The sequence below is a fragment of the Aminobacter sp. LjRoot7 genome, assembly GCF_964252895.1.
Lineage (GTDB): Bacteria > Pseudomonadota > Alphaproteobacteria > Rhizobiales > Rhizobiaceae > Aminobacter > Aminobacter aminovorans_B.
This window is the reverse complement of record NZ_CAXUPX020000020.1, coordinates 13,113-37,457: the sequence shown is the minus strand read 5'-3', so window position 1 is coordinate 37,457 and position 24,345 is coordinate 13,113. Positions and strand designations below refer to the sequence as shown.

Annotated in this window: 22 protein-coding genes and 3 pseudogenes; 22 read left to right on the top strand and 3 right to left on the bottom strand. The window is 57.7% G+C overall.

Annotated elements, in window-relative coordinates; all coding sequences use genetic code 11:
• Nucleotides 1-13 precede the first annotated feature (13 nt).
• The 15 genes from folD to ACSQ3E_RS29925 all read left to right on the top strand — a co-directional run bounded on the left by folD (nt 14) and on the right by ACSQ3E_RS29925 (nt 15,144).
• Complete coding sequence (folD, locus tag ACSQ3E_RS29995) at nt 14-916, top strand: bifunctional methylenetetrahydrofolate dehydrogenase/methenyltetrahydrofolate cyclohydrolase FolD (RefSeq protein ID WP_436125429.1); 903 nt, start codon at nt 14-16, stop codon at nt 914-916.
• Between the two features lie 7 nt (nt 917-923).
• Nucleotides 924-1,562, top strand: a complete 639-nt coding sequence (locus tag ACSQ3E_RS29990; RefSeq protein ID WP_055980200.1) for a response regulator transcription factor — start codon at nt 924-926, stop codon at nt 1,560-1,562.
• A gap of 408 nt (nt 1,563-1,970) precedes the next feature.
• The gene (locus ACSQ3E_RS29985; RefSeq protein WP_108606927.1) at nt 1,971-3,119 is read left to right on the top strand and encodes a substrate-binding protein; all 1,149 of its coding nucleotides are present in this window, start codon (nt 1,971-1,973) and stop codon (nt 3,117-3,119) included.
• A gap of 153 nt (nt 3,120-3,272) precedes the next feature.
• Nucleotides 3,273-4,109, top strand: coding sequence for a branched-chain amino acid ABC transporter permease (locus tag ACSQ3E_RS29980; RefSeq protein ID WP_055980195.1), 837 nt, complete (start codon nt 3,273-3,275; stop codon nt 4,107-4,109).
• Nucleotides 4,102-5,928: a branched-chain amino acid ABC transporter ATP-binding protein/permease gene (locus ACSQ3E_RS29975; RefSeq protein WP_082496697.1), complete on the top strand. Its 1,827-nt coding sequence runs from the start codon at nt 4,102-4,104 to the stop codon at nt 5,926-5,928. The genes ACSQ3E_RS29980 and ACSQ3E_RS29975 overlap by 8 nt, the downstream gene beginning before the upstream one ends.
• A 12-nt stretch (nt 5,929-5,940) precedes the next feature.
• Nucleotides 5,941-6,648 carry an ABC transporter ATP-binding protein gene (locus ACSQ3E_RS29970; RefSeq protein ID WP_436125428.1) on the top strand — a complete coding sequence of 236 codons (708 nt, stop codon included), beginning with the start codon at nt 5,941-5,943 and terminating at the stop codon, nt 6,646-6,648.
• A gap of 38 nt (nt 6,649-6,686) precedes the next feature.
• The gene (gene ureB / locus ACSQ3E_RS29965) at nt 6,687-7,388 is read left to right on the top strand and encodes an urease subunit beta (protein WP_082496696.1); all 702 of its coding nucleotides are present in this window, start codon (nt 6,687-6,689) and stop codon (nt 7,386-7,388) included.
• Nucleotides 7,381-9,096, top strand: coding sequence for an urease subunit alpha (ureC, locus tag ACSQ3E_RS29960; RefSeq protein ID WP_055980186.1), 1,716 nt, complete (start codon nt 7,381-7,383; stop codon nt 9,094-9,096). Before ureB ends, ureC begins: the two co-directional genes overlap by 8 nt.
• Nucleotides 9,097-9,105: 9 nt before the next feature.
• Nucleotides 9,106-9,726, top strand: a complete 621-nt coding sequence (ureG, locus tag ACSQ3E_RS29955) for an urease accessory protein UreG (protein ID WP_055980183.1) — start codon at nt 9,106-9,108, stop codon at nt 9,724-9,726.
• Nucleotides 9,727-9,867: 141 nt separating this feature from the next.
• Nucleotides 9,868-10,566: an urease accessory protein UreD gene (locus ACSQ3E_RS29950; RefSeq protein WP_436125427.1), complete on the top strand. Its 699-nt coding sequence runs from the start codon at nt 9,868-9,870 to the stop codon at nt 10,564-10,566.
• A 5-nt stretch (nt 10,567-10,571) separates the two neighbouring features.
• Nucleotides 10,572-11,066 carry a hypothetical protein gene (locus ACSQ3E_RS29945; protein WP_055980179.1) on the top strand — a complete coding sequence of 165 codons (495 nt, stop codon included), beginning with the start codon at nt 10,572-10,574 and terminating at the stop codon, nt 11,064-11,066.
• Nucleotides 11,059-11,766 carry an urease accessory protein UreF gene (locus ACSQ3E_RS29940; RefSeq protein WP_082496695.1) on the top strand — a complete coding sequence of 236 codons (708 nt, stop codon included), beginning with the start codon at nt 11,059-11,061 and terminating at the stop codon, nt 11,764-11,766. The genes ACSQ3E_RS29945 and ACSQ3E_RS29940 overlap by 8 nt, the downstream gene beginning before the upstream one ends.
• Nucleotides 11,767-11,781: 15 nt before the next feature.
• Nucleotides 11,782-12,978, top strand: a complete 1,197-nt coding sequence (locus ACSQ3E_RS29935; protein ID WP_055980174.1) for a transporter substrate-binding domain-containing protein — start codon at nt 11,782-11,784, stop codon at nt 12,976-12,978.
• Nucleotides 12,968-13,588: an ANTAR domain-containing response regulator gene (locus tag ACSQ3E_RS29930; protein WP_159091614.1), complete on the top strand. Its 621-nt coding sequence runs from the start codon at nt 12,968-12,970 to the stop codon at nt 13,586-13,588. Before ACSQ3E_RS29935 ends, ACSQ3E_RS29930 begins: the two co-directional genes overlap by 11 nt.
• Complete coding sequence (locus tag ACSQ3E_RS29925; protein WP_436125426.1) at nt 13,585-15,144, top strand: ABC transporter substrate-binding protein; 1,560 nt, start codon at nt 13,585-13,587, stop codon at nt 15,142-15,144. Before ACSQ3E_RS29930 ends, ACSQ3E_RS29925 begins: the two co-directional genes overlap by 4 nt.
• Nucleotides 15,145-15,161: 17 nt before the next feature.
• Here ACSQ3E_RS29925 and ACSQ3E_RS29920 read toward each other — a convergent pair whose 3' ends face one another.
• A complete protein-coding gene (locus ACSQ3E_RS29920) occupies nt 15,162-15,341 on the bottom strand; it encodes a hypothetical protein (protein WP_055980163.1) in 180 nt (59 codons plus the stop codon).
• Nucleotides 15,342-15,746: 405 nt separating this feature from the next.
• On the opposite strand from ACSQ3E_RS29920, the gene ACSQ3E_RS29915 reads away from it, so the two are divergent.
• From ACSQ3E_RS29915 to ACSQ3E_RS29905, 3 genes and pseudogenes are all read left to right on the top strand, one after another.
• Nucleotides 15,747-16,145 (top strand): hypothetical protein, encoded by a 399-nt coding sequence (locus ACSQ3E_RS29915; RefSeq protein WP_184117387.1) that lies wholly within the window; start codon nt 15,747-15,749, stop codon nt 16,143-16,145.
• Between the two features lie 343 nt (nt 16,146-16,488).
• Nucleotides 16,489-16,692, top strand: a pseudogene (locus ACSQ3E_RS29910) (hypothetical protein); the annotation flags it as partial.
• 522 nt (nt 16,693-17,214) lie between these two features.
• Nucleotides 17,215-17,437: pseudogene (locus tag ACSQ3E_RS29905) on the top strand (2-oxoglutarate decarboxylase); the annotation flags it as partial.
• 96 nt (nt 17,438-17,533) lie between these two features.
• Here the strand turns inward: ACSQ3E_RS29905 and ACSQ3E_RS29900 are convergent.
• Nucleotides 17,534-18,934: a helix-turn-helix domain-containing protein gene (locus tag ACSQ3E_RS29900; protein ID WP_082496693.1), complete on the bottom strand. Its 1,401-nt coding sequence runs from the start codon at nt 18,932-18,934 to the stop codon at nt 17,534-17,536.
• A 124-nt stretch (nt 18,935-19,058) separates the two neighbouring features.
• Between ACSQ3E_RS29900 and ACSQ3E_RS29895 the strand changes: the two genes are divergently transcribed.
• Genes ACSQ3E_RS29895 through gfa form a run of 3 tightly spaced genes read left to right on the top strand, consistent with a single transcriptional unit; the run spans nt 19,059 to nt 22,462 of the window.
• Nucleotides 19,059-20,651, top strand: a complete 1,593-nt coding sequence (locus ACSQ3E_RS29895) for an isocitrate lyase (RefSeq protein ID WP_055980156.1) — start codon at nt 19,059-19,061, stop codon at nt 20,649-20,651.
• Between the two features lie 60 nt (nt 20,652-20,711).
• Nucleotides 20,712-21,839 carry an S-(hydroxymethyl)glutathione dehydrogenase/class III alcohol dehydrogenase gene (locus tag ACSQ3E_RS29890; protein WP_436125425.1) on the top strand — a complete coding sequence of 376 codons (1,128 nt, stop codon included), beginning with the start codon at nt 20,712-20,714 and terminating at the stop codon, nt 21,837-21,839.
• 56 nt (nt 21,840-21,895) lie between these two features.
• The gene (gfa, locus tag ACSQ3E_RS29885) at nt 21,896-22,462 is read left to right on the top strand and encodes an S-(hydroxymethyl)glutathione synthase (RefSeq protein ID WP_409014727.1); all 567 of its coding nucleotides are present in this window, start codon (nt 21,896-21,898) and stop codon (nt 22,460-22,462) included.
• A 213-nt stretch (nt 22,463-22,675) separates the two neighbouring features.
• On the opposite strand, the pseudogene ACSQ3E_RS29880 reads toward gfa, so the two are convergent.
• Nucleotides 22,676-22,780: pseudogene (locus ACSQ3E_RS29880) on the bottom strand (choline-binding transcriptional repressor BetI); the annotation flags it as partial.
• 775 nt (nt 22,781-23,555) lie between these two features.
• Here ACSQ3E_RS29880 and ACSQ3E_RS29875 point away from each other — a divergent pair.
• Nucleotides 23,556-24,218, top strand: coding sequence for an outer membrane protein (locus ACSQ3E_RS29875; RefSeq protein ID WP_436125424.1), 663 nt, complete (start codon nt 23,556-23,558; stop codon nt 24,216-24,218).
• Nucleotides 24,219-24,345 lie beyond the last annotated feature (127 nt).

The window sequence follows — 24,345 nt, the reverse complement described above, 5'->3', positions numbered from 1 at the left end:
GGATTAGAAATACGTGTCAATCATTATCGACGGGAAAGCGGTGGCGGCCGATGTAGTCGCCAAGGTCCGGATCGCAGCCGAAAAGCTGATCGCCGAGACCGGTGTTGTTCCAGGCATCGCGGTGGTCATCGTCGGCCATGACCCGGCAAGCCAGGTCTATGTCGCTTCCAAGGGCAAGAAAGCCAAGGAATGCGGTTTTCATTCCATCGAACATGCGCTGTCGTCCGACACCTCTGAAGCTGATCTGGTCGCGCTGGTGCAGAAACTCAACGCCGACCCCAAGATCCACGGCATCCTCGTCCAGTTGCCCCTGCCCGACCATGTCGACGCCGGCAAGATCATCCAGACGATCTCGGCCGACAAGGATGTCGACGGCTTCCATTTCACCAATGTCGGCAAGCTCGGTACCGGCGAACTCGATACCGCCTTCGTGCCCTGCACGCCGGCCGGCTCGATGCTGCTGATCGAGCGTGCGCTTGGCCGCGACCTGTCGGGCCTCAATGCAGTCGTTGTCGGGCGCTCCAACATCGTCGGCAAGCCGATGGCCAATCTGCTGCTCAATGCCAATGCCACTGTCACCATCGCCCACAGCCGCACCAAAGACCTGCCGGCCTTGTGCCGCAGCGCCGACATCCTGGTGGCAGCGGTCGGCCGTCCTGAAATGATCAAGGGCGACTGGGTCAAGCCGGGCGCAACGGTCATCGATGTTGGCATCAACCGCCTCAGCGCAGACGCCAACGGCAAATCGAAGCTCGTCGGCGATGTCGACTATGCCAGTGCGGCAGAACAGGCTGGCGCCATCACCCCGGTGCCGGGCGGCGTCGGCCCGATGACGATCGCACTTTTGATGGCCAATACGGTCACCTCGGCCTTCCGCGCGGCAGGTCAGGCGTTTGACTTCGACGCTTACAGTTGACCGGTGCATGGAGGCCTCAGAAAGAAGCCGATACCGCCCAAGGCTACTGATTGTAGAGCGAAATCAGCTGGTTATCGCAGCGTTGCGCGACATGATCAGCCGCGACGAACGTTTCGACTTCGCTGCCGGCATCAATAGCGGTAAGGCGTTTCTGGAGGCCGTGGAAGAAACGAAGACGGCCTTCGACGTGGCAATCGTGGGCTGGAAACTATCCGACATGAACGCCTCCGAACTGCTAATCGAGCTTCATCGCCGGCAGCTCGCGATGCGCGTGGTTATTTTCAGCAACGATCATGACCCAGGCATTCTGAAGCAGTGCGTACGCCTTGGCGCGCACGGCTTTTGCTATCAGTTCGATGATCCCAGCGTCCTGTTCGGCACGCTTGCTGCGGTCGCAAACGGCCGTATTTGCATTCCCTTTATAGAGGTCTCCAAAATCAATGAGACGCCCTTATCACGCCTGACGCCGCGCGAATTGGAATTGCTCGCTGTGCTCGCCAATGGCTGGACCAATTTGCAGATTGCCACCAGGACCGGTATTTCGGAGAACACAGTCAAGTACCATCTGAAGAATCTGTATGACAAGCTCGGCGTCCGCAATCGGGCAATGGCGGTGGCGCTGTTTGTCATGGATACGAAACAATAAGCCTCCAGACGGCTGCCAGGCAGCGTTCGCGCGCGGCAAGCCGAGCTTAATCAACAGGGCGAGGCGCCCCCTGGGATGTCAGGACCGTTAACGACCTTCGATTTGTCATTGTCGATCGGAAGAACCAACTTAGCATGAATCCTGATAACGACGCCTAACCGTCTTTTAATATTGACGTCGCTTTGCATCTGTGCAAGCATTCAATCAGGTGGCGGGATAGTCACCTTTTGGTACCACGCGCCGCCCCTCAGGATAAATCCTGCCGGCTAGCAGTTGTGGTCCACCTTCATCTCAAAATTGCCGACATCTTTTCGCGAAGCCGACGACTGCCGTTTGCTCAACGGAACCGATGTCAGCTGGCGCTTTGAGCAGTCAACAAAAACAAGGGGAACGCAAATGAAAACAACAATGCAGAAGATTTCCGTGTTGCTTGCCGTAACTGTCCTGTGGACCGGGAGCGCAGTTGCGGAAGAGGAACCGATCGTGTTGGGGATTCCCGTTGGCCTAAGCGGGGCAAACAGCGTCGTGGCACCGTCCGTGATTCAGGCGACCGAACTCGCTGTCTCCGAAATCAATGAGGCGGGCGGGTTGCTGAACAGAAAGCTGGTCATTGAAGTCGCCGACGATGCGTCCGGCGCCGCCGGGGCTCAGAAGGCCTACGATTCCCTTGTCTTTCAAAAGGAAGTCGACGCCATCGTGGCAATGGAAACGACGGCGGCTCGCAACGCCGGCTTGCCGATCATCACGCGGGGGCAAATTCCGTACATCTACACCTCCTTCTATGAAGGCGCCTCCTGCAACAAGTATCAGCACATCAACGCCTGGGTGCCACAACAGATGGTTTCCCTCATGGTTGATTATTTCATGTCGGATCATGGCGCGAAGAAATTTTTCCTGGTTGGCAGCGACTACGCGTTCGGTCGGGGTCTTCTTGGTGATACTAACAAGTACATCGCCGAGAAGGGCGGAACCGTTGTAGGAGAAGAATACAATCCGATGGATGCTACGGATTGGACGGCAATCGTCAGTAAGATCCGCGCGACCAACCCGGACGCCATCATTACTTCCACAGCCGCTGGTGCGCCGAACGTCACCTTCACGAAGCAATTGCGATCGGCAGGCATCACTGCCAAATACGGTAATTACGCGCTTGATGAAGGTACGGCAAAGACCCTTGGGCCTGATGCCGAGGGGATCTATCTCGGCGGTACCTACTACACCGGTATCGCCTCGGAGAAAAACGCCCGGTTCTTGAAAGCGCTGAAAGCCAAGTTCGGGGAAAAGACTGAAACGCCGAATGAGCTGTCCGTGCCGCAATACGATGCTGTGCATCTCTACGCCTTGGCGGTCAAGAAGGCCGGGACAACGGATACGGATGCGGTCGTAAAGGCGCTAAGCGAAGTGACTTTCGACGGCCCTCGCGGTTCGGTGCTGATGTCGAAACAGCGTCATGCTCCGCTGACGATGTATCTCGCGCAGGTCGATGCAAAGGGCGACACAACCATCATCAAGTCCTATCCCAATGTAGATCCGGGCGAGCAGTGCCCCAATCTGTGACCGGACAGGCGGCGCTTTCTGCCGTCTGACTGCTGACCAAATATGGCGATGCTGTGTTGACCCTCAGACGCGGCGATGTACGAACCCATCTTTCGTCATCGATCACTCGGAAGTTCAATACAGCTCGCTACAGAGGAAACTTCGGAGACTTAGATGGTTCCGGTACTACTTGATATCATAACGACTGCAGCAATCTTATACATCGTATCTTCGGGATTGCTGCTTGTGTTCGGCGTCATGAAGCTCATAAACTTCGCACACGGCGGATTGATGACGCTTGGGGGCTATGCCGCCGTCATCGCCACCGCGATGGGGATGAATCCTTGGATCGGTATACCCCTGGCGGCGATTTTCGGCGGAATTGTCGGTCTCGGAATGGAACGTGTCGTCGTGCGCTCGCTCTATGATCGCCCCCTCGATGCCATTCTGGCGACGTGGGGCCTGAGCATTATCATTGGGCAGGTTATTACCCTGGTCTTCGATCGCGGTGTCCATTTCGCTGAGCCTCCGATCAGAGGCGTGATCAGTATCTTGGGTGAGCCTTACTCAACCTATCGGTTGATCCTGACAGCCGTTGCGCTGCTGCTCGGCGTCGGCTTGACGATGGCGCTTCGGGGCACCTCACTGGGCCTCTCCACACGCGCGGTCATTATGAACGAGGACCTCGCGCGCGGGCTCGGCATCAACAGCGGCTTAGTTCGCTCCATCACATTTACGCTCGGCTCCGGTTTGGCGGCGGTGGCCGGAGCTCTGATAACTCCACTGTCCAGCGTCGATCCAAACATGGGCGTTGCCTGGCTGATCAGCGCTTTCATGCTCGTGCTCGTTTCGGGCTCCTCCCTCTATAGCCTGGCTGTCGCGAGCGTTGTCCTGGGGGGCGCCCAAGTCATTGTGAGCAATTATTTCGGTTCGGTCCTCGGCGGCATGACGATTGCTGCGCTGGCCGCTGTCATACTTCGCATCCGTCCGCAGGGGTTTTCTTATGAGTGACGCAAACGTGAAGGAACTTGGAAGCGCTTCCATTCAACGACCGCAGATCGCCCCGCTGACAAGGATGGTGGTCATCGCCGCGATCTGTCTGATCGGGGTTGGCGCCGCGCCCTTCTTCATGGACGCCTATTCCGTGAACGTCCTCGTAAGGTCGATGATTTATGCATCAATCGCGCTCTCGGTCGACATTCTGTGGGGCTACCTCGGAGTTCTGACTTTCGGTCAGTCGGCATTCTTCGCGGCCGGCGCCTACGCAACGGCATTGGTCTTTACCTATGGCGGCTTTTCGGCCGGAAATGCCTTGGCCGCCGTCTTGATCGGCATCGCAGTCGCAGTCGCCCTCGCCGGGTTGGTGGCATTCCTTGCCTTCTGGCATGGCGCTTCGTCGCTCTATGCGTCCGTGATCACCCTCGTCCTGCCGATCATCGTCACGCAGGTTCTATTTTCCGGCGGAACCTACACGGGCTCAAGCAGCGGCCTGACCGGCTTCGAAACAATCCCGCTCAGCTCTGAGGCGTGGTTCTGGGCTGTCGGAGTCTGGCTAGTCGTACTGACGTCAGCGGCTTGGATGTACACGCGCAGCGACGCCGGGCGGCTTCTGATCGCGATCCGGGAAAATGAGCAACGTTGCAAGTATCTCGGCTTAAACACCTCAAACATTAAGGCAGTGATCTTTCTGATCTGTGCAGCAATCGGCGCGATTGCAGGCTGGATGTACGCTAACTACACGATGGTGGTCGCCCCCGAAATCGCTGGCTTCACGTTCGGAACCGAGCTTCTGATCTGGGTTGCATTGGGCGGGCGTGGTACGCTGTTTGGCCCAGTGATCGGAACGATTATTATCGACTATGCCAGTGCGCAGCTGCAGGGCGATTTTCCCTTCGTGTGGAAGCTTGTCATCGGAATAGTCTTCGTTTCGGTCATCGTCGCCCTGCCGCGCGGTATCCTGCCCTTGGTTTCGCATGCCGCCAACTGGTTACGCGTTCGCACCGGAAAAGCTCAGCCTCAGCAATACGCCCAGCTCCAGCTGCACAAGGCAAGCAGGAGCGAGCGCAACATCATTGCGGCCGAGTCCAGCGGACCCGCGCTTATAGTGAGCGGGGTGGAAAAGCGATATGGTAGTCTGGAAGTTCTGTCCGGCATCGATTTCGAAGCCACCTATGGCGAGATCGTTAGTCTCGTGGGGCCAAACGGTGCCGGCAAGACGACCCTCATGACCTGCATCGCCGACGGCTCAAAGCGTAGCGGTGGCACGATTTCGGTCGCTGGCCAGGACATCGGCCATCGTCCGCCTGAAGAGTGCGTAGGTCTCGGTGTGGGCCGCAAGTTCCAAATGGCCAACGTTTTCGACACCTTGACGGTAGGTGAGTGCCTCCAGATTGCTCGGGCGCGCCTAGATCCTTTGTCCAAATGGCAGAAATCCGGTGTCTGCAGCCTGCCGCCTTCTGCCATGCACGTTGTCAGGGCCACCGGTCTTCACACCGAGCTGCATTTGCCCGCACAAGTGCTGTCGCACGGAAAAAAGCAGGCGCTCGAATTGGCAATGGTGTTGGCTCTCGAGCCCAAGGTGATCCTCTTGGACGAACCCACGGCTGGTCTCACAAAAGCCGAGCGCACGCTGATCGGAACGATCCTGGTGGAACTGACCAAAGCGGAGCAACTGTGCATTCTGCTCGTGGAGCACGATCTAGACTTCGTCCGCGAAATTTCTTCGCGAGTCATCGTTCTACATCAAGGTCGGATTGTTCTTAACGGGTCGGTTGATGAGGTCGTGAATTCCGAACTCGTTAAGTCGGTCTATGCTGGTTCGGGGCACTGAGAGGATGAACTCATGACAGAAGCAGTGCTCGCTGTGAATGGTCTCAGCAGCGGATATGGACAGGCCACCGTAATACGGAACCTGGATTTGAAGATCGCCCACGGCGAAATCGTCGCCGTGGTGGGCAAGAACGGTATGGGCAAGAGTACGCTGCTCAAGTCGATCATGGGGTATTTGCCGAAGTTTTCAGGCTCCGTATCGATGGCGCAGCATGCAATCAGCGAAAGTCGTCCCCATCAGATTGCTAGGCTTGGCGTGGCTTATGTGCCGCAGGAAAAGGCGTTATTTCAGGACCTTACGGTCGAGGAAAACATTCGCTTGGCGCTGCGTGGCTCGGTTAGCTGGAACGAGGCGGAGGCGACGATCCGCCGTTGCTTCCCGTTCCTCCTCAAGCGGTTGCAGCAAAAAGCCGGCACGCTCAGTGGCGGCGAACAGAAAATGCTTTTGATCGCACGCTCTCTCTCCGTCGGCGCCAAGGTACTCCTGATCGATGAGATAACCGAAGGCATGCAGCCGTCAATTATCACCAACCTGGTGGAAATCATCAAGAGGGAGAGGGATCGTTCTGGGCTCGGCGTTCTTTTGGTTGAACAGAACATTCCGTTCACCCGTGCCGTTTCTGACAGATACGTTCTCCTGGACAAGGGTGAAATATCGGGGTTCGGAAACACGCGTGACCCGGATACGCATGACAAGATCGCGGCCCACATAAGCCTCTGATCATCCTGAAACGACTTCAAAATGGGCGAGGGCATCTCGTGTATCTGACCAACAGGGAACGCGACAGACTTCTTGTTTTCACAGCGGCCAGGATGGCTCAGCGCCGCCGCGCAGAAGGCATACGGCTGAACTTGCCGGAGGCCAGAGCAGTAATAGCCGATGCGATCCACGAAGGGGCCAGACGAGGTAGCTCGGTCTCAGAATTGATGGCTTTGGGCCGCACCGTATTGCAGCCTGAGGAAGTTCAGCCGGGTGTCGTGCCGCTTCTGGAAATGTTGATGGTCGAGCCGATGTTTCCGGACGGTCAAAAGCTCGTTTGTGTCCACGATCCCCTCGGTCGGCCCCATGAAAGCGAGGAAGAGGACGAGCCAGGCGGCTATCGCCTGGCGAAAGAAGGGATAGAGATCAATGTCGGTCGTGCGACGACGCGTGTGATAGTTCGCAACTTTGGCGACCGCCCCGTTCAGATCGGCTCTCATTTCCACTTCTTTGAGGTGAACGCCGAGCTGGATTTTGACCGGGCCGCAGCGTTCGGCTTTCGTCTCGACATACCAGCGGGAACCACGGTCCGGTTTGAGCCAGGGGATGAAAAAACCGTCGACCTTGTCGCCATCGGTGGCGAAAGGCGGGTCGAGGGGCTTAACAACCTCACCGATGGTGACCTGGACAACCCGGAAGTCAAGCGCAGGGCGGTTACACGAGCAGCAGCCGAAGGATTCAGGGGAGCTCACCATGGCTAAGGTGCTGTCGCGACGTCAATATGTTGAGCTGTATGGGCCGACGACGGGAGACCGGGTCCGTCTCGGGGACACGTGTCTCTGGGCGGAGGTCGAGCGGGATCTGCTTGTTCCGGGTGACGAACTCGTCTTCGGGGCGGGAAAAACCCTTAGAGTGGGCACCGGCTGTCATGGCCATATCACTGCGGCAGACGGTGCGCTCGATCTGGTGATAACGAATGCCACGATCATCGATCCGGTCCTCGGCATCATCAAGGCCGATATAGGGATCAAGGATGGCCTGATCGCCGGGATCGGCAAGGCTGGCGACCCCCGGATCATGGACGGGGTTGACCCTAAACTGATCGTCGGTACCAACACCGACGTTCGCGCAGCGGAGGGCCTGATCGTTACGGCCGGTGGCCTAGACTGCCACGTCCATTTCATCGATCCGGGCCAGTGCGAAGAGGCCCTGGCCAGTGGCATCACTACCCTGTTCGGCGGTGGTCTTGGGGCCACCACCGTTCCGATCGCCTCCACCGGCACAGTGAACCTCGGACATATGCTTCAGGCAGCGGAAGCGTTCCCGCTCAATTTCGGCTTTTTGGGAAAGGCGGCCTCGGATAATCATAAGCCCCTGATCGAGCAGCTCGAGGCAGGCGCCGCAGGGCTAAAAATTCATGAGGATTGGGGTGCCACAACTGCCGCGATCCATTCAGCACTGGTGGCTGCTGACGAGGCGGACGTGCAAATCCAATTGCACACCGACACGCTGAATGAGTTTGGGTTTCTCGAGCGAACCTTGAAGGCAATCGACGGCCGTACCATTCACGCCTACCACGTCGAAGGCGCCGGCGGGGGCCATGCCCCAGACATTATCAAGGTGTGTGGGTACGGGAACGTCCTGCCTTCGTCGACCAATCCGACCAATCCTTACTCGGTTAATACGTTCGACGAGCATTTCGACATGGCAATGGTCAGCCATCATCTCAATCCAAGACTGCCGGAGGATATCGCCTTTGCCGAATCCCGGATCCGCCATGAGACCATTTCGGCCGAAGGTGTGCTGCACGATATCGGCGCCATTAGCGCTATAGGATCGGACTCCCAGGGGATGGGTCGCATTGCCGAAACTATCAGTCGTACCTGGCAGACCGCGTCATGCATGAAGGCGCAGCGTGGCGCACTCGCCGAAGACGCCGGTCGCGACAATGACAACACTAGAATTAAGCGGTTCATCGCCAAATACACCATCAATCCGGCACGCATATTCGGCGTAGAGAAATATGTCGGCTCGCTCGAGCCGGGCAAGCTGGCCGATCTCGTGCTATGGAAACCTGGGATGTTTGGCGTCAAGCCGGAGGCCGTTTTCAAGTCAGGCTTCCCGGTGATGGCCGTGATGGGCGAAGCGAACGCCTCTCTCTACTGCTGCGAGCCCCTGCGCTACCGGCCGCAATGGGGCTGGTTCGGACGCGCTGCTCCGTCACTTTCGTTGCGCTTCATGTCCCAAATGGCCATCGACCGCGACGTCGCTGGAAAGCTGGAATTGCGAGCGCGTTGCGTGCCCGTGTCTGGAACACGAAAACTCTCCAAGCAAGACATGCTTTGGAACGACAAGGTTCCCAAAGTAACGGTGGATCCGGAAACATACAGAGTGGAAGTCGACGGGGAGCATTGCACGTCGCTTCCGTCCAGCAAGGTGCCGCTGGGCGCCCTTTATACGTTGAAATAGGAGAATTTCATGTCCGCTAAGGCCATTCGTATCGGCATCGGTGGTCCGGTGGGCTCCGGTAAGACGAGATTAATTGAGCGCCTCCTGCCTCTTATCCATGAGGCGGGATTGAAACCCGCGGTTATCACCAATGATCTCGTGACTCTGGAGGACGCCATCCGGCTCAAGGCGAGCGGCCTCATAGAAGAGACTCTGGTCATCGGCGTAGAAACCGGAGCGTGCCCTCATACCGCGATCCGCGAGGATCCTTCGGTGAACATACAGGCTGCTGACGCGCTGGAGCGCGACAATCCGCTCGATCTCATCCTGATTGAGAGCGGTGGAGATAATTTGGCGGCGACATTCTCCTCGGAACTCGTTGACTATTGGATCTTCGTGATTGACTGCGCCGCCGGTGATGACATCCCGCGCAAACGGGGACTTGGAATGCTTCAAGCTGATCTTCTCGTTGTCAACAAGATTGACCTCGCTCCGCATGTGGGCGCTGACCTGGACCGTATCCGTCACGACGTTCTGGTCAACCGCCCTCAAAAGGCTACCATTTACACGAATTTGCGTTCGCCGGAGGGTGCAGCAGAGGTCTTTGCGACCATAAAAAGGGATGCCTTGTTCAGCTGTGCGGAAAAGTGACCAAGTATGACGCACGCGTCTGGCCTTCTCAACCTGGAGTTTGCGGCTGACTGCCTGGGGAAAACACACCTCATGCAGCGGGTTCAAAGGTTTCCCTTGCATTTCACCACACCCCTTTTTCTGGACGAAAGTCAGCCTGGCATGGCTTTCGTCTATGTACTGAATCCCTCGGGTGCAGTGTTTAGCGGTGACAAGCTGGAACTGCGGATTGTTGCGCGGAACGGCGGAAAACTTCATGTCACGAGCACATCTGCGACAAAGCTCCACCGGATGCTCGACGGATCAGCGTATCAAAAGGTGCATTTGGAGGCAAAGCAGGGGTCGTACATTGAATACCTGCCGGACCAGATCATACCGCAGGCGCAATCCTCCTACGACCAAGAGACGACGATAGATATCGATCGGGGGTCCATGCTCATTGCGAGCGAAATCATCGCGCCGGGCCGGTTGGCCCGCGGCGAGATTTTCGCTTTCACCCGCCTCAAACTTGCAACTCGGATTAGCGTCGACGGAAGCACGCTCTTCACAGAGCGCATGCTCATGGAGCCGACGACGATTCCGATCAATATGAGAGGCGCTCTCGGCACTTTTCTCTATTCGGGAACGCTGCTGGCACTCGTTCCAGGCGGCAATGCAAAGGGCGTTTACGATGCTGCTTCGTCCCTCGACATGACGGGCGAAGATTTTCGATTGGGTGTAGGGGCCCTGCCCGGGGCTGTCGGCATCATCGTGCGCGTGCTCGCCCTGTCGTCATCAACAATGACGCGGCTCATCGACGACGCGTGGTCACGGATTCGAATGCAGATGATTGGGGCGCCAGCGCCGTCTAGGAGGAAATAGGTCCCATGCTTGTCTCGAATGGAATAGTTGGCGCCTTGGACGACGTGGTTCACAGCGCCGCCACATTGGATTTTATCGACATTTCTTGGACTGAGGCCGGCAAGCGGCGGCTTCGGCAGCGCACAAAGCGCGGTCTCGATTTTGCGGTATCGATGCAGCATAGCCAGTACCTTTTTCACGGCGCGGTTCTATTTAACAACGAAGAACACACGGTGGTCGTGTGCAGGCCGGAGGAACTCGCCCTCGTTGTCGACCTCAGCCAAACCAACTCGGTTCCGGATATTATTCGGCAGGCTGCGCTCATCGGCCACGCATTCGGCAACCAGCATGTACCGGTCGAGGTGAACGCCTGCTCCATCCACGTGCCGATGCTGTCGAGTGAGGACCTCATGACGAAGACGGTTCGAGATCTCAAACTTGGCGAACTGTCGCTGCGTTTCGACTACGTCCGGCTGGGCGCCTCCCGTCCCCTTTTTAAAACAGAGCACGCTCATGAATGAAACGTTGGCGGGAAGGGCGATAGACGCGAGTTTTCTAATGGCCCTTCAGTTGGCTGACAGTTCGCTGCCGATCGGGCGTTATGTTCACTCCAGCGGATTGGAAGGCATTCTAGAGGAGCTTCCTAAGAATTCAGCTCAAATCGCGGAAGTCGTGAAAGCGGTCCTGCTCCACGGCGCGGGCCGCTGCGACGCCGTTGCTGCCGCTCACGCACATCGGATGTTTTCGGTCGGCGATCTCGACCAATTGCATTATGTAGATGAGCGTCTTCTCGCCACAAAGTTGTCGGTTCCGGCCCGGAACGCATCGACCTCGTGTGGTCGCCAGCTGGCGAAACTTGCCCTTCAGGTCTGGCCGCACCAAGTGCTGGGTTCATTCTGCCATGAAGTGCAACTGCGCGAGGCCGGAAATCTCGCCGTCGTGGCAGCAGCGGTGTCGGCCTCCCGGGGAATGGGCATTGAGAACACGCTCCTGGCGGAGTTGCGCGGCACGGCAAGCAGTCTCTTTTCGGCAGCCGTACGGCTCGGCCGGATGGGATCGGCCGAAGCGCAGGTTCATCTCTGCCAATGTGTCCCGATCATTGTTCAGGCTGCAGAAAAGGCCTTGGCCTTGGATCTGGACGACATGAGTTCGACCACGCTCGAATTGGAAATTGCGATGCTGCAGCTTCAACGTAATCCACTGCGTCTGTTTGCAACATAGCAGGAAGGCACGAGGATGTCCGGCATTGGCGCACTGCATGAGTCCTATCGTTCGGAGGGTACATGGCCGGTGGGTGTGCTATACTCGAGAAGCGGAATCACGGCGATTGCAGAGATTTCCCAGCTGCAAGGGACCTTGCTCGCAATTTCGGAGATAAATGACGCAGGCGGCGTGCTGGGTAAGCCGATTTCTCCCTTGATCCTTGATCCGGCGTCCGATCCGCAGCGCTACACCCAGCTCGCCAGTTCGCTTTTAATGGACCGCGGCGTGACTAACATATTCGGCTGTTCGGCGTCCTACAGCCGAAAGGCGGTGGTTCCGGTCGTCGAGCATCGCGGAGGCTTGCTATGGTACTCGATCGGCTACGAGGGGTTCGAATATTCCTCGAACGTCATCTACACCGGCCCCGCTCCGAACCAGCTGCACCTTCCGCTCGCTGAATATCTATTCCCACGCTACGGACGAAAGCTGATGTGCGTCGGCACGGACTATCTCTTCCCGCGCGAATCCAACAGGATCATGCGCGATCTTCTTTCTGAAATCGGCGGCAGCATCGTCGGCGAATATTATCTGCCGTTCGGCGCTCAAAGGGATGCCTTTCTGGATGCGATCAAGGAAGCGCGATTGCTCGGTGCCGATGTAATCTTCTCGACGGTGGTGGGGCCGGGAATAGCAGCACTTTACGATGCCTACGCGGTCGAGAAACTCGATCCAGCCGTTATGCCGATCGCCTCTCTTACGACTAACGAGGCGCACCTTCAGGAAATGTGGTTCGAGCCCCGGCCGGGCCATATCGTCTCCGCGCCTTACTTTGAAACGGTCCAATCGCCGCGAAATAACAGTTTTGTCGCCAATTATCACCAACGTTTTGGTGCCAAGCGCCCGGCCGATGCATGTGCGGAGGCTGCATATTTTACCGTGCTACTCTTTGCTCGGGCGCTGGAACGAGCTGGGACGCTAGACCCGGAATGGCTTCGCGCACAGGTACTGGGTCTCGAGGTCTCCGCTCCCCAAGGCGTTGTCATGGTGGATCCGGACAATAGCCATACTTATCTCTGGCCGAGAATTGGCAAGACGGTAGCTGGGCGGAAATTTGAGGTCGTAGCCGAATTCAAGAAATCGATGAAACCGGACCCTTACCTTGTGAACTATGTGGGCCTCGGCCGCATCGACCGGGATCACGGACAGGAGGAAATGGACAATGTCCGGTGAGGCGTTGATCCGGGAATTGCGGAAACTTCGGGCGTGTGTGATCCATCCGCCGGATTCGGCCTGTGATGAACTTGTCCGACATTTGAAACGGATCGGATGCCAAGTCGACACTTTGTGGCCAGCTCCTGATCGTTGGCCGGCTCATGCCGATGTCGTCTTCTGCATCTTCGGCGGCCACCCATCGCTCGATATGAGCGCGCTGACGGGAGGTCGCGATGGGACCCTCATTGGCATCGTCGAATATGAGAGCCCCACGATCGTCCGCGAACTTCTTGAAGCGGACGTGCAGGCCATCATCGGCAAACCCATCCGCGCTTTCGGTATATTGTCAACGTTGGCGGTTGCTAGTTCCCGTTCCCGGTTCGAACAGCGGCAGAACAGTAAGATCGCGAAGCTGGAAGAGACCTTGCGGTCGCGTCGGGTCGTGAACAACGCGGTCCGGCATCTCGCCGCGGAGCGATCGATCAGCGAGGAAAATGCGTATCAATGCATCCGGCGCTGGTCTCTTGAAGGCCGCGCATCGATGACCAAAATCGCCGACCAGGTTTTGGCCTGCGGGTCCGAGTTGAGCGATCCAAATTTTCAAATTAACCCGAAGGAAGCATTATGATTACATCTCAACGCGCCAACGACTCTGTACTTCGCGTCGCCCTTGACTGGGAGGTAGATGCGATCGATCCGCCGGCCTCGTTTGGAGGTTGGAATACAGGTAGAGTTGTCCAGCAGATATTCGAGAGCCTATATGAGGACGATCTGGAGGATGAAGTAGCCAGTCCGACGCGGCTTGTACCCGCGCTTGCCACTTCGGTCGATATCTCCGACGACGGACTTCAGTATCTGTTTCGATTGCGAGAGGATGTGAGGTTTCATGATGGAACTCGGTTCGATGCGGAGGCCGTGCGGTTTAATATAGAGCGAATGTGGAAACCTGATGCGCCGCAATATTCGCCTTTAGCAGCGGATTACAACCGGATCGGTCTCGAAACGCTCAAGTCTGTGGAGGTGGTAGGGCCGCTGGCGATCCTGCTCACCCTGAAGGAGCCCTTTCCCGAGTTCCTCCGCTACATGACGCAGGAGGATGCACCGGGCGCTCATGTCTTCATCAGCCCAGAGGCCCTGACAAAGCTTGGTAGTTCAGGCATCGCGGACCACGCACCGGGCACAGGTCCATTTCGTTTCGACAGTCGCTTTTCGACGCCATTTGGCAGTGGCGTTCGGCTACGTCGGAACGAGGATTACTGGGGTGGGCGCGCCAAACTCAAGGCCATTGAGTTCAAGCCGTATCCAAACCTTGAAGATCGCTATCGGGCGTTGGTAGATGGTGAAGCGGATCTCGCCTATGGCCTTGAGGGGAGCGATCTCGACGAATTGGTGCGGCGCGGCTTCGTCGTCCTCGAAGGCCAGGCGCCTTATGTCTGGTATTTCATTTTCAACATGCGGGATCCGGTCCTGAGCGACATCCGAGTGCGTCACGCGATCGCGCATGCGGTTGACCGCGACAGGCTAAGCCACGACATTTTCCGCGGACACACAGCTGTCGCGTCTGGAATGCTGCCGCCAGCTTCACCAGCCTTCGACGAGGAGTACAGTTTCCCCTACCAATACGATCCCAATCGTGCTCGGCAGCTGTTGACGGAAGCCGGCGTCCCTACGGAGTGGCGATTGCGCATTGTGACGGCCAACGCCGGATCCGGTCAGCTCGTGCCCGTCCGGATCTGCGAGCATCTGGCGGAAAATCTCGAGGCGGTCGGGCTGCGAGCCGAGATCGTCCGGACAGAAGACTGGGTTTCCTACTGCAACGAGTGGCGATCTGGTTTGCCGGAGGGCGCAGGTATGTCACAGATGAGCTGGGGAATGTCATGTGATATGTGGTTACAGCAGGTGTTGCATTCTATGAACAGCTCGCCCCGGGGCTTTAATGCGGGATATTACTCCAATTCAGATGTAGATCGGCTGCTGGACGAAGCACGACAAACCACAAACGACAAGCAACGTTGCCGACTGTATCGGGATGCGCATTCATTGATCATGAATGAACTGCCAGTCCTCCCGATGCTGACTTTGCGGCGCGGTTCAGTCTGCTATCATCCGCGGGTCAAGGGCTTCCGGAACCCACGGCAGAATTGGCATTCGTTCAAGAACGTATGGACGGATTCAGACATTTAATCGAACCAGTTAATCCCTCAACGGCGCGAGCCCTTGTCGAACGCCTGTTTGCGCTCTCCGGCCGCCGACACCACGCCGAAAGAAGAGGCGACGGTCATGATCAAAGACGACAACGCGAATGCAAGGAGAATAAAGATGAAAAGAACTCCGATTACCGCATTGACCGATATGGCCATGCTCGCGGCGGGGTCGACCATATGCTCGCCAGGGTCATGGTCGGTCTGTTCGCCGCCCAGTTGGACGGGCGGGCACTGGTGCCGGCTACCTCGTTTCGGTATGACCTTTGGCGGCGCCGTCGGTTTCGCGGGCACCCCGGTAACCCTTTGTCGAGCTTAGCATCGGCCTGTCGATCTATACGCGGAACCGCAGTCGCGCTTGGCTTTAGGGCCATGGTTGCCGCAGCATGGCGCTGGTTGGCTTCTTCGCCCCGCTCCGCGTGGCGAAACCCTGGTGCAGGGCCCTTGTTGCTGTTGCATGCGTCGCCATGGTCACCGGCGTTATCTAGATCGTCGAATCTGACTGAATCGAAGGATTGCCGTCGTGTAGCGACGACGTGCTGTCAGAAAATCTGGATTTGAATGTCATGTTGATTGCTGAAACGGATGACGGAGATGGTTGCCGGAGAACCGAATGACGTGCGACTGAAAACTGTCGACAGCCAATGGATTGTCCAGGTCGTCGAAAATGGCAAAGTAACTCGGCATTTATTCGACACTCAAGCCGTTGCAGAGAGTTACGCCGAATTCCAGCGTGTTCGGCTCGGCATGCCTGGAAAGCCACCAATTTGGGAGGAGAACCCGGTGCGCCCAAAGAGCCTTCGCGAAAGACCAGACTTTATCATCAACGATGTTCTCGACCTCGCCGAGTACTCTGACCGCGGTATTGTCACTACCCTAGTTGATACACACGGAGTTCGTCTTCGTCTCCACCTCACGGTCGTGACCTCAGAATTGCTTTGCGAGCGAATTGCCGACGCGCTGGAGCGCCGGTACGGCGAATAGCGACCTGAGCCAAACTGCTGGCGTGGACGGCAATATCGGTGATCGCGCTATGTTCGATTCCTCGCTCTTCGTGGCCTACGGGGACCCTGATCGCGTGACCGGCACGACCTCAACCTCCCAAGCAACGCCGCCGCCTTCCTGCGATGTTGATTCGCGCGCGCCGCCGTTTACGATCGCGTGTTCGTTGAATGGCGGCCGCTGGCTCCCCTTGCTACGGCCATCCCGTAGCTTAGAAGCTGTTTGGATAATCGGATTTTAGGGATTCCGTTTGCGCATGTGGCCTATCACGGGCTCAAGCATATAGATGAGACCTGCGATCTCGACTTCATCGTTGTGATCGTCCCGCACCAAGGGCCTGAAAGGCTTTAGGGTTCTGCCGCGTCGCTGGGCCGTCGAACGGACGTTCGGATGGATGATCCGGGAGCGACGCCTGGTGGCGGTACGAACAGCGCATCGATATCTCACAGGCCATGATCCTCGTCTCCATGGGGCATCATGCTACGCAACGCCCATCCGTGATCGAGCGAACTCTGCGGGATTCAGCTGATGCCTGGGACGGCAAGTCGCACATCTTCGACCTGTGTCCGCGTGGGGTATCAAGAGCCAACTTTCTTGAATTTATCGTCGTGCCTCCATTAGAGGTCATTGGTACCGTAAGGATTCCAGTCTTTCGGTCTCGTACTTTCAGAGGAAAACAGGCCCTGTGCATTATTGCGACACAGATTCACGGTAGGCGTTTCGCTGCTGCCTGATCGGCCCCGTTGCTATCATTGGCGTCCGCAGGGTCGATGGTCGGGTGATCGGCTCCACTGACCCCTTGCTGACCTGCATCGTGTCCGGGCGCTACGAAGGTGACGATTTAGAAGAGCTGGCCGCTGCGATGTACGAAAAGCGGCAAGCGCAGGCGCCGCTTGTCTTTGGCGGCGACATAGAATCCTCGGTCGGCCGTTCGAAGGCCTTCCCTTTGCTGGCAATTTCTTCGCAGAGACGACTGACAGCCAGACAAAGTGGCTCATTGTTGCGACAGTCCCTGGCTTTGAACGTAACCCTATCAAGAAGCTCGATGCCACAGTCGCCGCTTGCGACGCGCGTGCGCACCCACGACATCGCCAAGATGCGGGGACTTGCCCGCGCGCTGCCACAGCTCTTGTCGCTCGGATGCTGGGGGGCAACTTCGACGTTGCGATGCGCTTCCTGACCGAAGACCCTTGGGAACGGCTCGACAAGGTGCGTCAGCCAGACCCAACTTGCTGCAGATGCTTCTCCGCAGCGCCAACCGCGTTGGCTATACCACTCGACGCTCCTTTCTGGCGCCCCGTAGGTTTTATACTTGGTCTTGTGGGGGTGGTGGGAATCGATCCTTCGACTTCGCTTCACCAATCGACCTATCAATCGGAGAAGCCGAATGGGGCTTCAGTGCGCCTGTAGTCATCAGCCAATATGCTGCGGCTAATCGGTGGTGCTGATCGGGACGTGCAGGTGGATCTGTGGCAGAGTCGACAGGAGATGCCTATCGGGGTGAAGTGGGGGGGACTATTTCGATCATTGTAAATCATCCGCTCGGCGTGGTGCGCCTCGCAGACCAATGCAACGGCACGAGTTACGCGTGCTGTCGGATATGCCCCTCTTCCCGAACTAACGGTACGAGCAATCGAGAAGAATCTTTGACCATCTGGCAATTCCAGCCACTGCGTGACTACGACCCTCGGCGAAGTGAATACCTGATGTAAACTCCACAACGGGCATCCCCCCCCATGCCGCGCAAAGGGGAAGTTAGCGCTGTCCAGTCTCTTAGAAACATTGCCCGCGCCGTCCACACGGATGAAGAAGAAGGGAACACACTCCTGGCCCGGCCTTTGCAGCGTGGTAAGGCGATGCGAAGTTTGCTCGAAGCTTGTGTTAAACTGACGCGCAATTGCCTCGACATCATATCGCTTGCCTTCGGCAGAATTTGCGAACTGTGCATAGGGCATAAGCACTGCAGCTGCAAAATACCCAGCCAAAGCCCGATGGGCCAAGTGGCGGGCGTTCTCAGAGGACAGATTACCCGCTTCGACAGTTTTCCGAATTTCGCCGTCGACTTCCAGATAGGCAAGCTGCTGGGCCAATTGGAAATTCTGACTCGCGAGGTCAAGACAATCATCCAGCAGGATCTCTCTCCGATGACGGTCAAGCCTTCTAACCGAGCCCATCATTACGTCCTGGGGCAACCGTCTGACGTTGAGCCCGTGACGCTGTTTGAGAAAAGCTATCAGTCCGCCCGCATTGTTGATGTGCGATGCCGTGGTTTCTGCAGCCGCATCCAGTTCAGGGAAGCAGTTCCGCCGCGCAGCCAGAAATGCTCGAACAGAGGCGACCGGATCGAGGGCAACGTCTGCCATTGCAGGACTGACGGCGAGCTGTTGCTGGTCAGCCAAGGCAAACTGATCGCTCTTGTAGGCAGTATACAGACGAAGCATCGCCTCGGTGAAACCTGGAAAGTTGCTGAGAACATCCCCCAGTTCAATCGGTGAAACCTCGATATCGGCGAATATCGGATCCCTCATTGCGGCTTGTAGCCGACTTATCAGACCTGCCCCGTTGTCTTCCGTCAGACTCGACACATCGATCGAGTAGGCCCTTGCCAAACGGATCAGCACCTCGGCTGTCACCGGGCGCTGATTTCTCTCCATCAACGCAATGTAAGAGGGAGAAATGCCGATGTCGGCGGCCATGGTCGCCTGTGTCAGGCCGAGGTCCTTGCGAAGGCGCCGCAGCCGCGGACCAAGGTAAACACCATTTCTCTCCATGACATCATTACAGCATTACACCAATGGCTTGTAAAGTTTTACAACGTGACACTGCGGGGTCTGGCCATGCTCGGCTCGTGAGGCTAGCTGGGCGATGAAATCCGCTTTCGGACCTGGAGAGACAATGTCATACCGCGCTATCACTGACGAAGCGAGCAATACAATTAACGCCAACAAAAACTGGACGGGCATATCCGCCGAGGCGGTTGCTCGGATGCGACTGCAGAATAGATTTCGCACCGGCGTCGACATCGCCAAGTACACAGCAAAAATCATACGTAATGACATGGCTGCCTACGATCAGGACGCTAGCAAGTATACTCAATCTCTCGGTTGCTGGCACGGCTTCATCGGTCAGCAAAAGGTCATCTCTATCAAGAAGCATTTTGGAACAACCGAGCGTCGCTATATATATTTGTCTGGCTGGATGGTTGCAGCGCTCCGCTCGGAGTTTGGGCCACTGCCGGATCAGTCCATGCACGAAAAAACCAGCGTTCCCTCACTAATCGCTGAGCTTTACACTTTTCTGCGCCAAGCTGATGCTCGTGAACTTGGCATGATGTTCCGCGAAGCGGACCGGGCCAGAGAGAGCGGAGACGTCTCCCTCGAGCAGCAATCGCTTAATGCGATAGACAACTATCAAACCCATGTCGTTCCCATAATCGCCGACATCGATGCCGGTTTCGGTAACGCTGAAGCCACGTACCTTCTGGCCAAGAAGATGATTGAGGCCGGTGCGTGCGCCCTTCAGATCGAAAACCAGGTATCAGATGAAAAGCAATGCGGGCATCAGGACGGCAAGGTCACAGTTCCGCACGAGGATTTCGTTGCCAAGATCCGCGCTTGTCGCTACGCATTTCTTGAGCTTGGGGTCAATGACGGGATCATTGTTGCGCGCACTGACTCGCTCGGTGCAGGCCTGACCAAGCAGATCGCATTCAGCGCCGCTGAAGGCGACGACGGTGACGTCTACAATTCCTTCCTCGATTGCGAAGAGGTTGCGGAAGGCGATTTCGCAAACGGGGATGTCCTCATCAAGCGGGGCTCGAAGGTCCTCCGGCCAAAACGGCTGCGGTCGAACCTCTTCCAGTTCCGTGAAGGCACTGGCGAGGACAGGTGCGTTCTGGACTGCGTCAACGCGCTGCAAAACGGTGCAGATCTGCTTTGGATCGAGACCGAGAAGCCACATATCGATCAGATCGCCGGCATGGTCGACCGCATCCGCCAAGTCATCCCCAATGCGAAATTGGTCTATAACAACTCGCCGTCTTTCAACTGGACGCTTAATTTCAGACAGCAGGTCTTTGATGCATGGCTTTCCTCCGGCAAAGACCTGACCGGCTATGACCGCGCGATGTTGATGAGCGCGGAATATGACAGTTCGGAACTTGGTCAAGAAGCAGATGAGAAAATCCGAACCTTCCAGCGCGATTCAGCAGCGCGCGCGGGCATCTTCCATCATCTCATCACCTTGCCAACTTATCACACTGCGGCATTGTCGACTGACAATCTCGCCAAAGAATACTTCGGCGAGCAGGCAATGTTAGGATACGTAGCCAACGTCCAGCGTCAGGAAATTCGGCAAGCCATTGCCTGCGTCAGGCACCAGAATATGGCCGGCTCCGACCTTGGCGATGACCATAAGGAATATTTCGCTGGTGACACAGCGGTCAAGGCAGGCGGCATCCACAACACAATGAATCAATTCGCCTCATAACATCTTGGAGCTACAACTACCAAAACCTGATAATTTTACCACAATAATCGGAGTATATCCATGAAAACCCGCGCCGCCGTTGCCGTAGGAGCTGGAAAGCCGCTCGAGATCATGGAGGTCGACCTCGAGGGTCCGCGCGAGGGCGAGGTGCTGGTCGAGATCAAGGCGACCGGCATCTGCCACACCGACGAGTTCACTTTGTCGGGTGCCGATCCCGAAGGCATCTTTCCTGCCATTCTCGGCCATGAAGGTGCAGGTGTCGTCGTCGATGTCGGCAAGGGTGTGACCTCGCTCAAGAAGGGTGACCATGTCATTCCGCTCTACACGCCGGAATGCCGTTCGTGCCCGTCCTGCCTCAGCCGCAAGACCAACCTGTGCACCGCGATCCGCTCGACCCAGGGCCAGGGTCTGATGCCTGACGGCTCCAGCCGCTTCTCGATCGGCAAGGACAAGATCTTCCACTACATGGGCTGCTCGACCTTCTCGAACTTCACCGTGCTGCCCGAGATCGCACTGGCCAAGGTCAACCCCGACGCTCCGTTCGACAAGATCTGCTACATCGGCTGCGGCGTGACGACAGGCATCGGTGCGGTGATCAACACCGCCAGGGTGGAGATCGGTTCAACGGCGATCGTCTTCGGGCTCGGCGGCATCGGCCTCAACGTGCTGCAGGGCCTGCGCCTAGCCGGTGCCGACATGATCATCGGCGTCGACATCAACAATGAGCGCAAGGCCTGGGGCGAAAAGTTCGGCATGACGCATTTCGTCAACCCGAAGGAGGTCGAGGGCGACATCGTGCCTTACCTCGTCAACCTGACCAAGCGTGGGACCGACCAGATCGGCGGTGCCGACTACACCTTCGACTGCACCGGCAACGTCAAGGTGATGCGCCAGGCGCTCGAAGCATCGCATCGCGGCTGGGGCGAAAGCATCGTCATCGGTGTCGCCGGTGCCGGCCAGGAGATCGCAACGCGGCCGTTCCAGCTGGTCACCGGCCGGACCTGGAAGGGCACGGCCTTCGGCGGCGCGCGTGGCCGCACCGACGTGCCGAAGATCGTCGACTGGTACATGGAGGGCAAGATCCTGATCGACCCGATGATCACGCACACCCTCAAGCTCGAAGACATCAACAAGGGCTTCGACCTGATGCATTCAGGCGAAAGCATCCGCAGCGTCGTCGTTTACTAGCGCCCCATTGTCAGAGTTCGCATATCTCGAATTGTCATCACATGGAGGAACAGGACATGGCTTCAATACATCCAGCACTCGACGGCGGGGTCAGGCCCGGCAGTGCCAGTTTCACTGGTGGCACGCTTGTCTGTGCCTGCGCCGACCGGCCGGTGAAGGTGGCGATCAAGGGCCAGGTCGCCCACAACCACGCCTGCGGCTGCACCAAATGCTGGAAGCCGGAAGGCGCCAAGTTTTCGGTCGTGGCTGTCACCGCGCATGAAAACGTGACGGTGCTGGAGAATGGCGACAAGCTTGCCGTCGTCGATCCTTCAGCACTCATCCTGCGCCATGCCTGCAAGGCCTGCGGCGTGCACATGTACGGCCCGGTCGAGCGCGACCACGCCTTCAAGGGCCTCGACTTCATCCATCCCGAGCGCTTCGAGGAAGCCGGCTGGGCCGAGCCCGGCTTTGCCGCTTTCGTGTCGTCGATCATCGAGGCGGGCGTCGATCCCGCGGAGATGGACGGCGTGCGTGGCCGGCTGAAGGAACTCGGCCTCGAGCCTTATGACTGCCTGTCGCCTGGATTGATGGACTACATCGCCACCTGGACGGCGAAGAAGTCGGGTGCACTCACGAAATGACCTTAGCGATCGCATTTGCTTGAACCGTTGCGGCTTGTCTATGGGTCCATCGCGACTGTCTCGTGATGGACCCTGTGGCAAATGCAGAGCACCTAGTGACAGGCGTTGATCTTCATGGACGTCGAGGAGACGCTGAGCCTTGATCCCGCGCAGGACGCTCCGGCCAGCGGCGAAGGAATTCAGACCATATTGGTTCAGCCTCGGACGTGTCGGCTCGGAGGCACCCGCCTCAGTCGCCACCTTTTTGAGCGTGGTCGCCGCAGCGCCTTCGCGCTGCATTACGGTCATTGCCGCGCGCCGCAACTCCTGCCGCCTGATGTCGCTGAGCTTCGAAAGTTTTTGGGGCTATCTCTGTCAAACTGCGATCTGAAGCAAATGTCGGAATCGGTAGTTGCGTGTCCCCGCAACCAAATAACAAAACAGCCCAGCTCGTCTGGGCTGTTTTGTTATTCGGACGCTGGTGACGGTCGAGTTGAACCTGCATCAGGGGCCCGCAAGGAGGCGATAGCCGACGAAGCGGGACAAAAAGGCCAAATCCTGTCCCCGCAACCAACTCAAAAGCCCGCCAAGGTGAAAACCACCGCGGGCTTTTTGCTATCCGCACGCCGGTGACGGCTCGAGTTGAAGCGCAGCAGCGCCCCGCAACAAAGGCAACAAGCCGACCAAGCGCGACAAAAAAGCCAAAGCCTGGAACCAAAACCATTGCTAACGACACTCCCGTGAGCCTTGCTCCGGGAGTGTTTTTGGTTGCAGTCCCAACAGCCTGTCGCTCGTTCCAGTTCAGGATCGTGCCCAGTTCCCCATACAGCGTAGCTCGATCTCGCCGCGCTTTGCGCCAGGTGTCAGAATGAAGCGGACGGCCGTCGGCCAAACTTCGCAGGCTTCCTCGATCGTGTAGTGCCGGATGGTCGAGACGTCCTGCGCCAGATCCCGAGCACTATATCGCTTTGCTTGGTTGACAGCCCGGAACAAAAAGGTCTGACTGCCCAGCACACTGTCTACACTTTTTGCGATGGCGGCAGCGCCGGTCAGGCGACGCTACCGAGCGATATATATTGAAACTGAAGCGACATATGTTGAAGGATATTGGCCTGTGAAGATACAGTTTAGCCTTTTGATGACCACTGCGTTGATTGCGATGAGCGCGGGGACGGCGCGGGCGGAAAACGTGACTACCGAGACCGCCCCAGCCGGCACGGCGTATGCTGACGCGACGGACTGGAGTGGGATCTACGCCGGCCTGCATGCCGGTTTCGCTGACGGCGCCGCGACGCAAGGGGAACAATGGGTTCCTGGTTTTGAGGCAGGCTTCGAGCTTGATGGCTTGCTCGCCGGCGCCCAGGTCGGCGCTCTGGCGCAGTTCGGTAACTTTGTGCTCGGTGTGCAGGGCGATGTCTCCGGGGGTGGCCTGAGCGGCAACTACGACTTCGGCTTCGGGCCATTTCCCAACATCTCCATGGAGGTCAACTGGCTGGCCAGCCTGACCGCTCGTGGCGGTGTCGCCTTCGACAGCGTGTTGCTCTACGGCCTGGCCGGTCTGGCCGTGGCGGATACGACAATAAAGTACCCGGGAGGATCCGCCGACCCCACATACACCGGGTACACGGCTGGCGCCGGCGTCGCTTTGAAACTCAATGCCAATTGGTCGGTTTTCGGCGAGTACGCCTATTACGGGCTTGGCGAGCAGGAGTTCGATGGGGATACCTACGACCTCAGCCTATCAAGCGGCAAGGTCGGCTTGAACTACAAGTTCTGATCTGTCCTGACGGGATTGGCTGCGCCGGCGAGAAGCACGCTTCCGCCGGCGCAGCGGGCCGCCACGCAAGTTCCTCCTGCATGGCGATGGCTGCGGGCCGGGTCGGGTTGTCGATCGTCCCGTCGCT

Excerpts from the sequence above, each read along its gene's own strand:
- ACSQ3E_RS29980 (WP_055980195.1), top strand. The coding sequence starts at position 3,273 with ATGGTTCCGGTACTACTTGATATCATAACGACTGCAGCAATCTTATAC.
- ACSQ3E_RS29900 (WP_082496693.1), bottom strand. The coding sequence starts at position 18,934 with ATGGAGAGAAATGGTGTTTACCTTGGTCCGCGGCTGCGGCGCCTTCGC.
- ACSQ3E_RS29935 (WP_055980174.1), top strand. The coding sequence starts at position 11,782 with ATGTCCGGCATTGGCGCACTGCATGAGTCCTATCGTTCGGAGGGTACA.
- gfa (WP_409014727.1), top strand. The coding sequence starts at position 21,896 with ATGGCTTCAATACATCCAGCACTCGACGGCGGGGTCAGGCCCGGCAGT.
- ACSQ3E_RS29975 (WP_082496697.1), top strand. The coding sequence starts at position 4,102 with ATGAGTGACGCAAACGTGAAGGAACTTGGAAGCGCTTCCATTCAACGA.
- ACSQ3E_RS29915 (WP_184117387.1), top strand. The coding sequence starts at position 15,747 with ATGACGGAGATGGTTGCCGGAGAACCGAATGACGTGCGACTGAAAACT.
- ACSQ3E_RS29895 (WP_055980156.1), top strand. The coding sequence starts at position 19,059 with ATGTCATACCGCGCTATCACTGACGAAGCGAGCAATACAATTAACGCC.
- ACSQ3E_RS29930 (WP_159091614.1), top strand. The coding sequence starts at position 12,968 with ATGTCCGGTGAGGCGTTGATCCGGGAATTGCGGAAACTTCGGGCGTGT.
- ureG (WP_055980183.1), top strand. The coding sequence starts at position 9,106 with ATGTCCGCTAAGGCCATTCGTATCGGCATCGGTGGTCCGGTGGGCTCC.
- ACSQ3E_RS29990 (WP_055980200.1), top strand. The coding sequence starts at position 924 with ATGGAGGCCTCAGAAAGAAGCCGATACCGCCCAAGGCTACTGATTGTA.
- ACSQ3E_RS29970 (WP_436125428.1), top strand. The coding sequence starts at position 5,941 with ATGACAGAAGCAGTGCTCGCTGTGAATGGTCTCAGCAGCGGATATGGA.
- ACSQ3E_RS29925 (WP_436125426.1), top strand. The coding sequence starts at position 13,585 with ATGATTACATCTCAACGCGCCAACGACTCTGTACTTCGCGTCGCCCTT.
- ureC (WP_055980186.1), top strand. The coding sequence starts at position 7,381 with ATGGCTAAGGTGCTGTCGCGACGTCAATATGTTGAGCTGTATGGGCCG.
- ACSQ3E_RS29950 (WP_436125427.1), top strand. The coding sequence starts at position 9,868 with ATGGCTTTCGTCTATGTACTGAATCCCTCGGGTGCAGTGTTTAGCGGT.
- ACSQ3E_RS29920 (WP_055980163.1), bottom strand. The coding sequence starts at position 15,341 with ATGGTCGACCCCGCCGCGAGCATGGCCATATCGGTCAATGCGGTAATC.
- ACSQ3E_RS29945 (WP_055980179.1), top strand. The coding sequence starts at position 10,572 with ATGCTTGTCTCGAATGGAATAGTTGGCGCCTTGGACGACGTGGTTCAC.
- ACSQ3E_RS29890 (WP_436125425.1), top strand. The coding sequence starts at position 20,712 with ATGAAAACCCGCGCCGCCGTTGCCGTAGGAGCTGGAAAGCCGCTCGAG.
- ACSQ3E_RS29940 (WP_082496695.1), top strand. The coding sequence starts at position 11,059 with ATGAATGAAACGTTGGCGGGAAGGGCGATAGACGCGAGTTTTCTAATG.
- ACSQ3E_RS29985 (WP_108606927.1), top strand. The coding sequence starts at position 1,971 with ATGCAGAAGATTTCCGTGTTGCTTGCCGTAACTGTCCTGTGGACCGGG.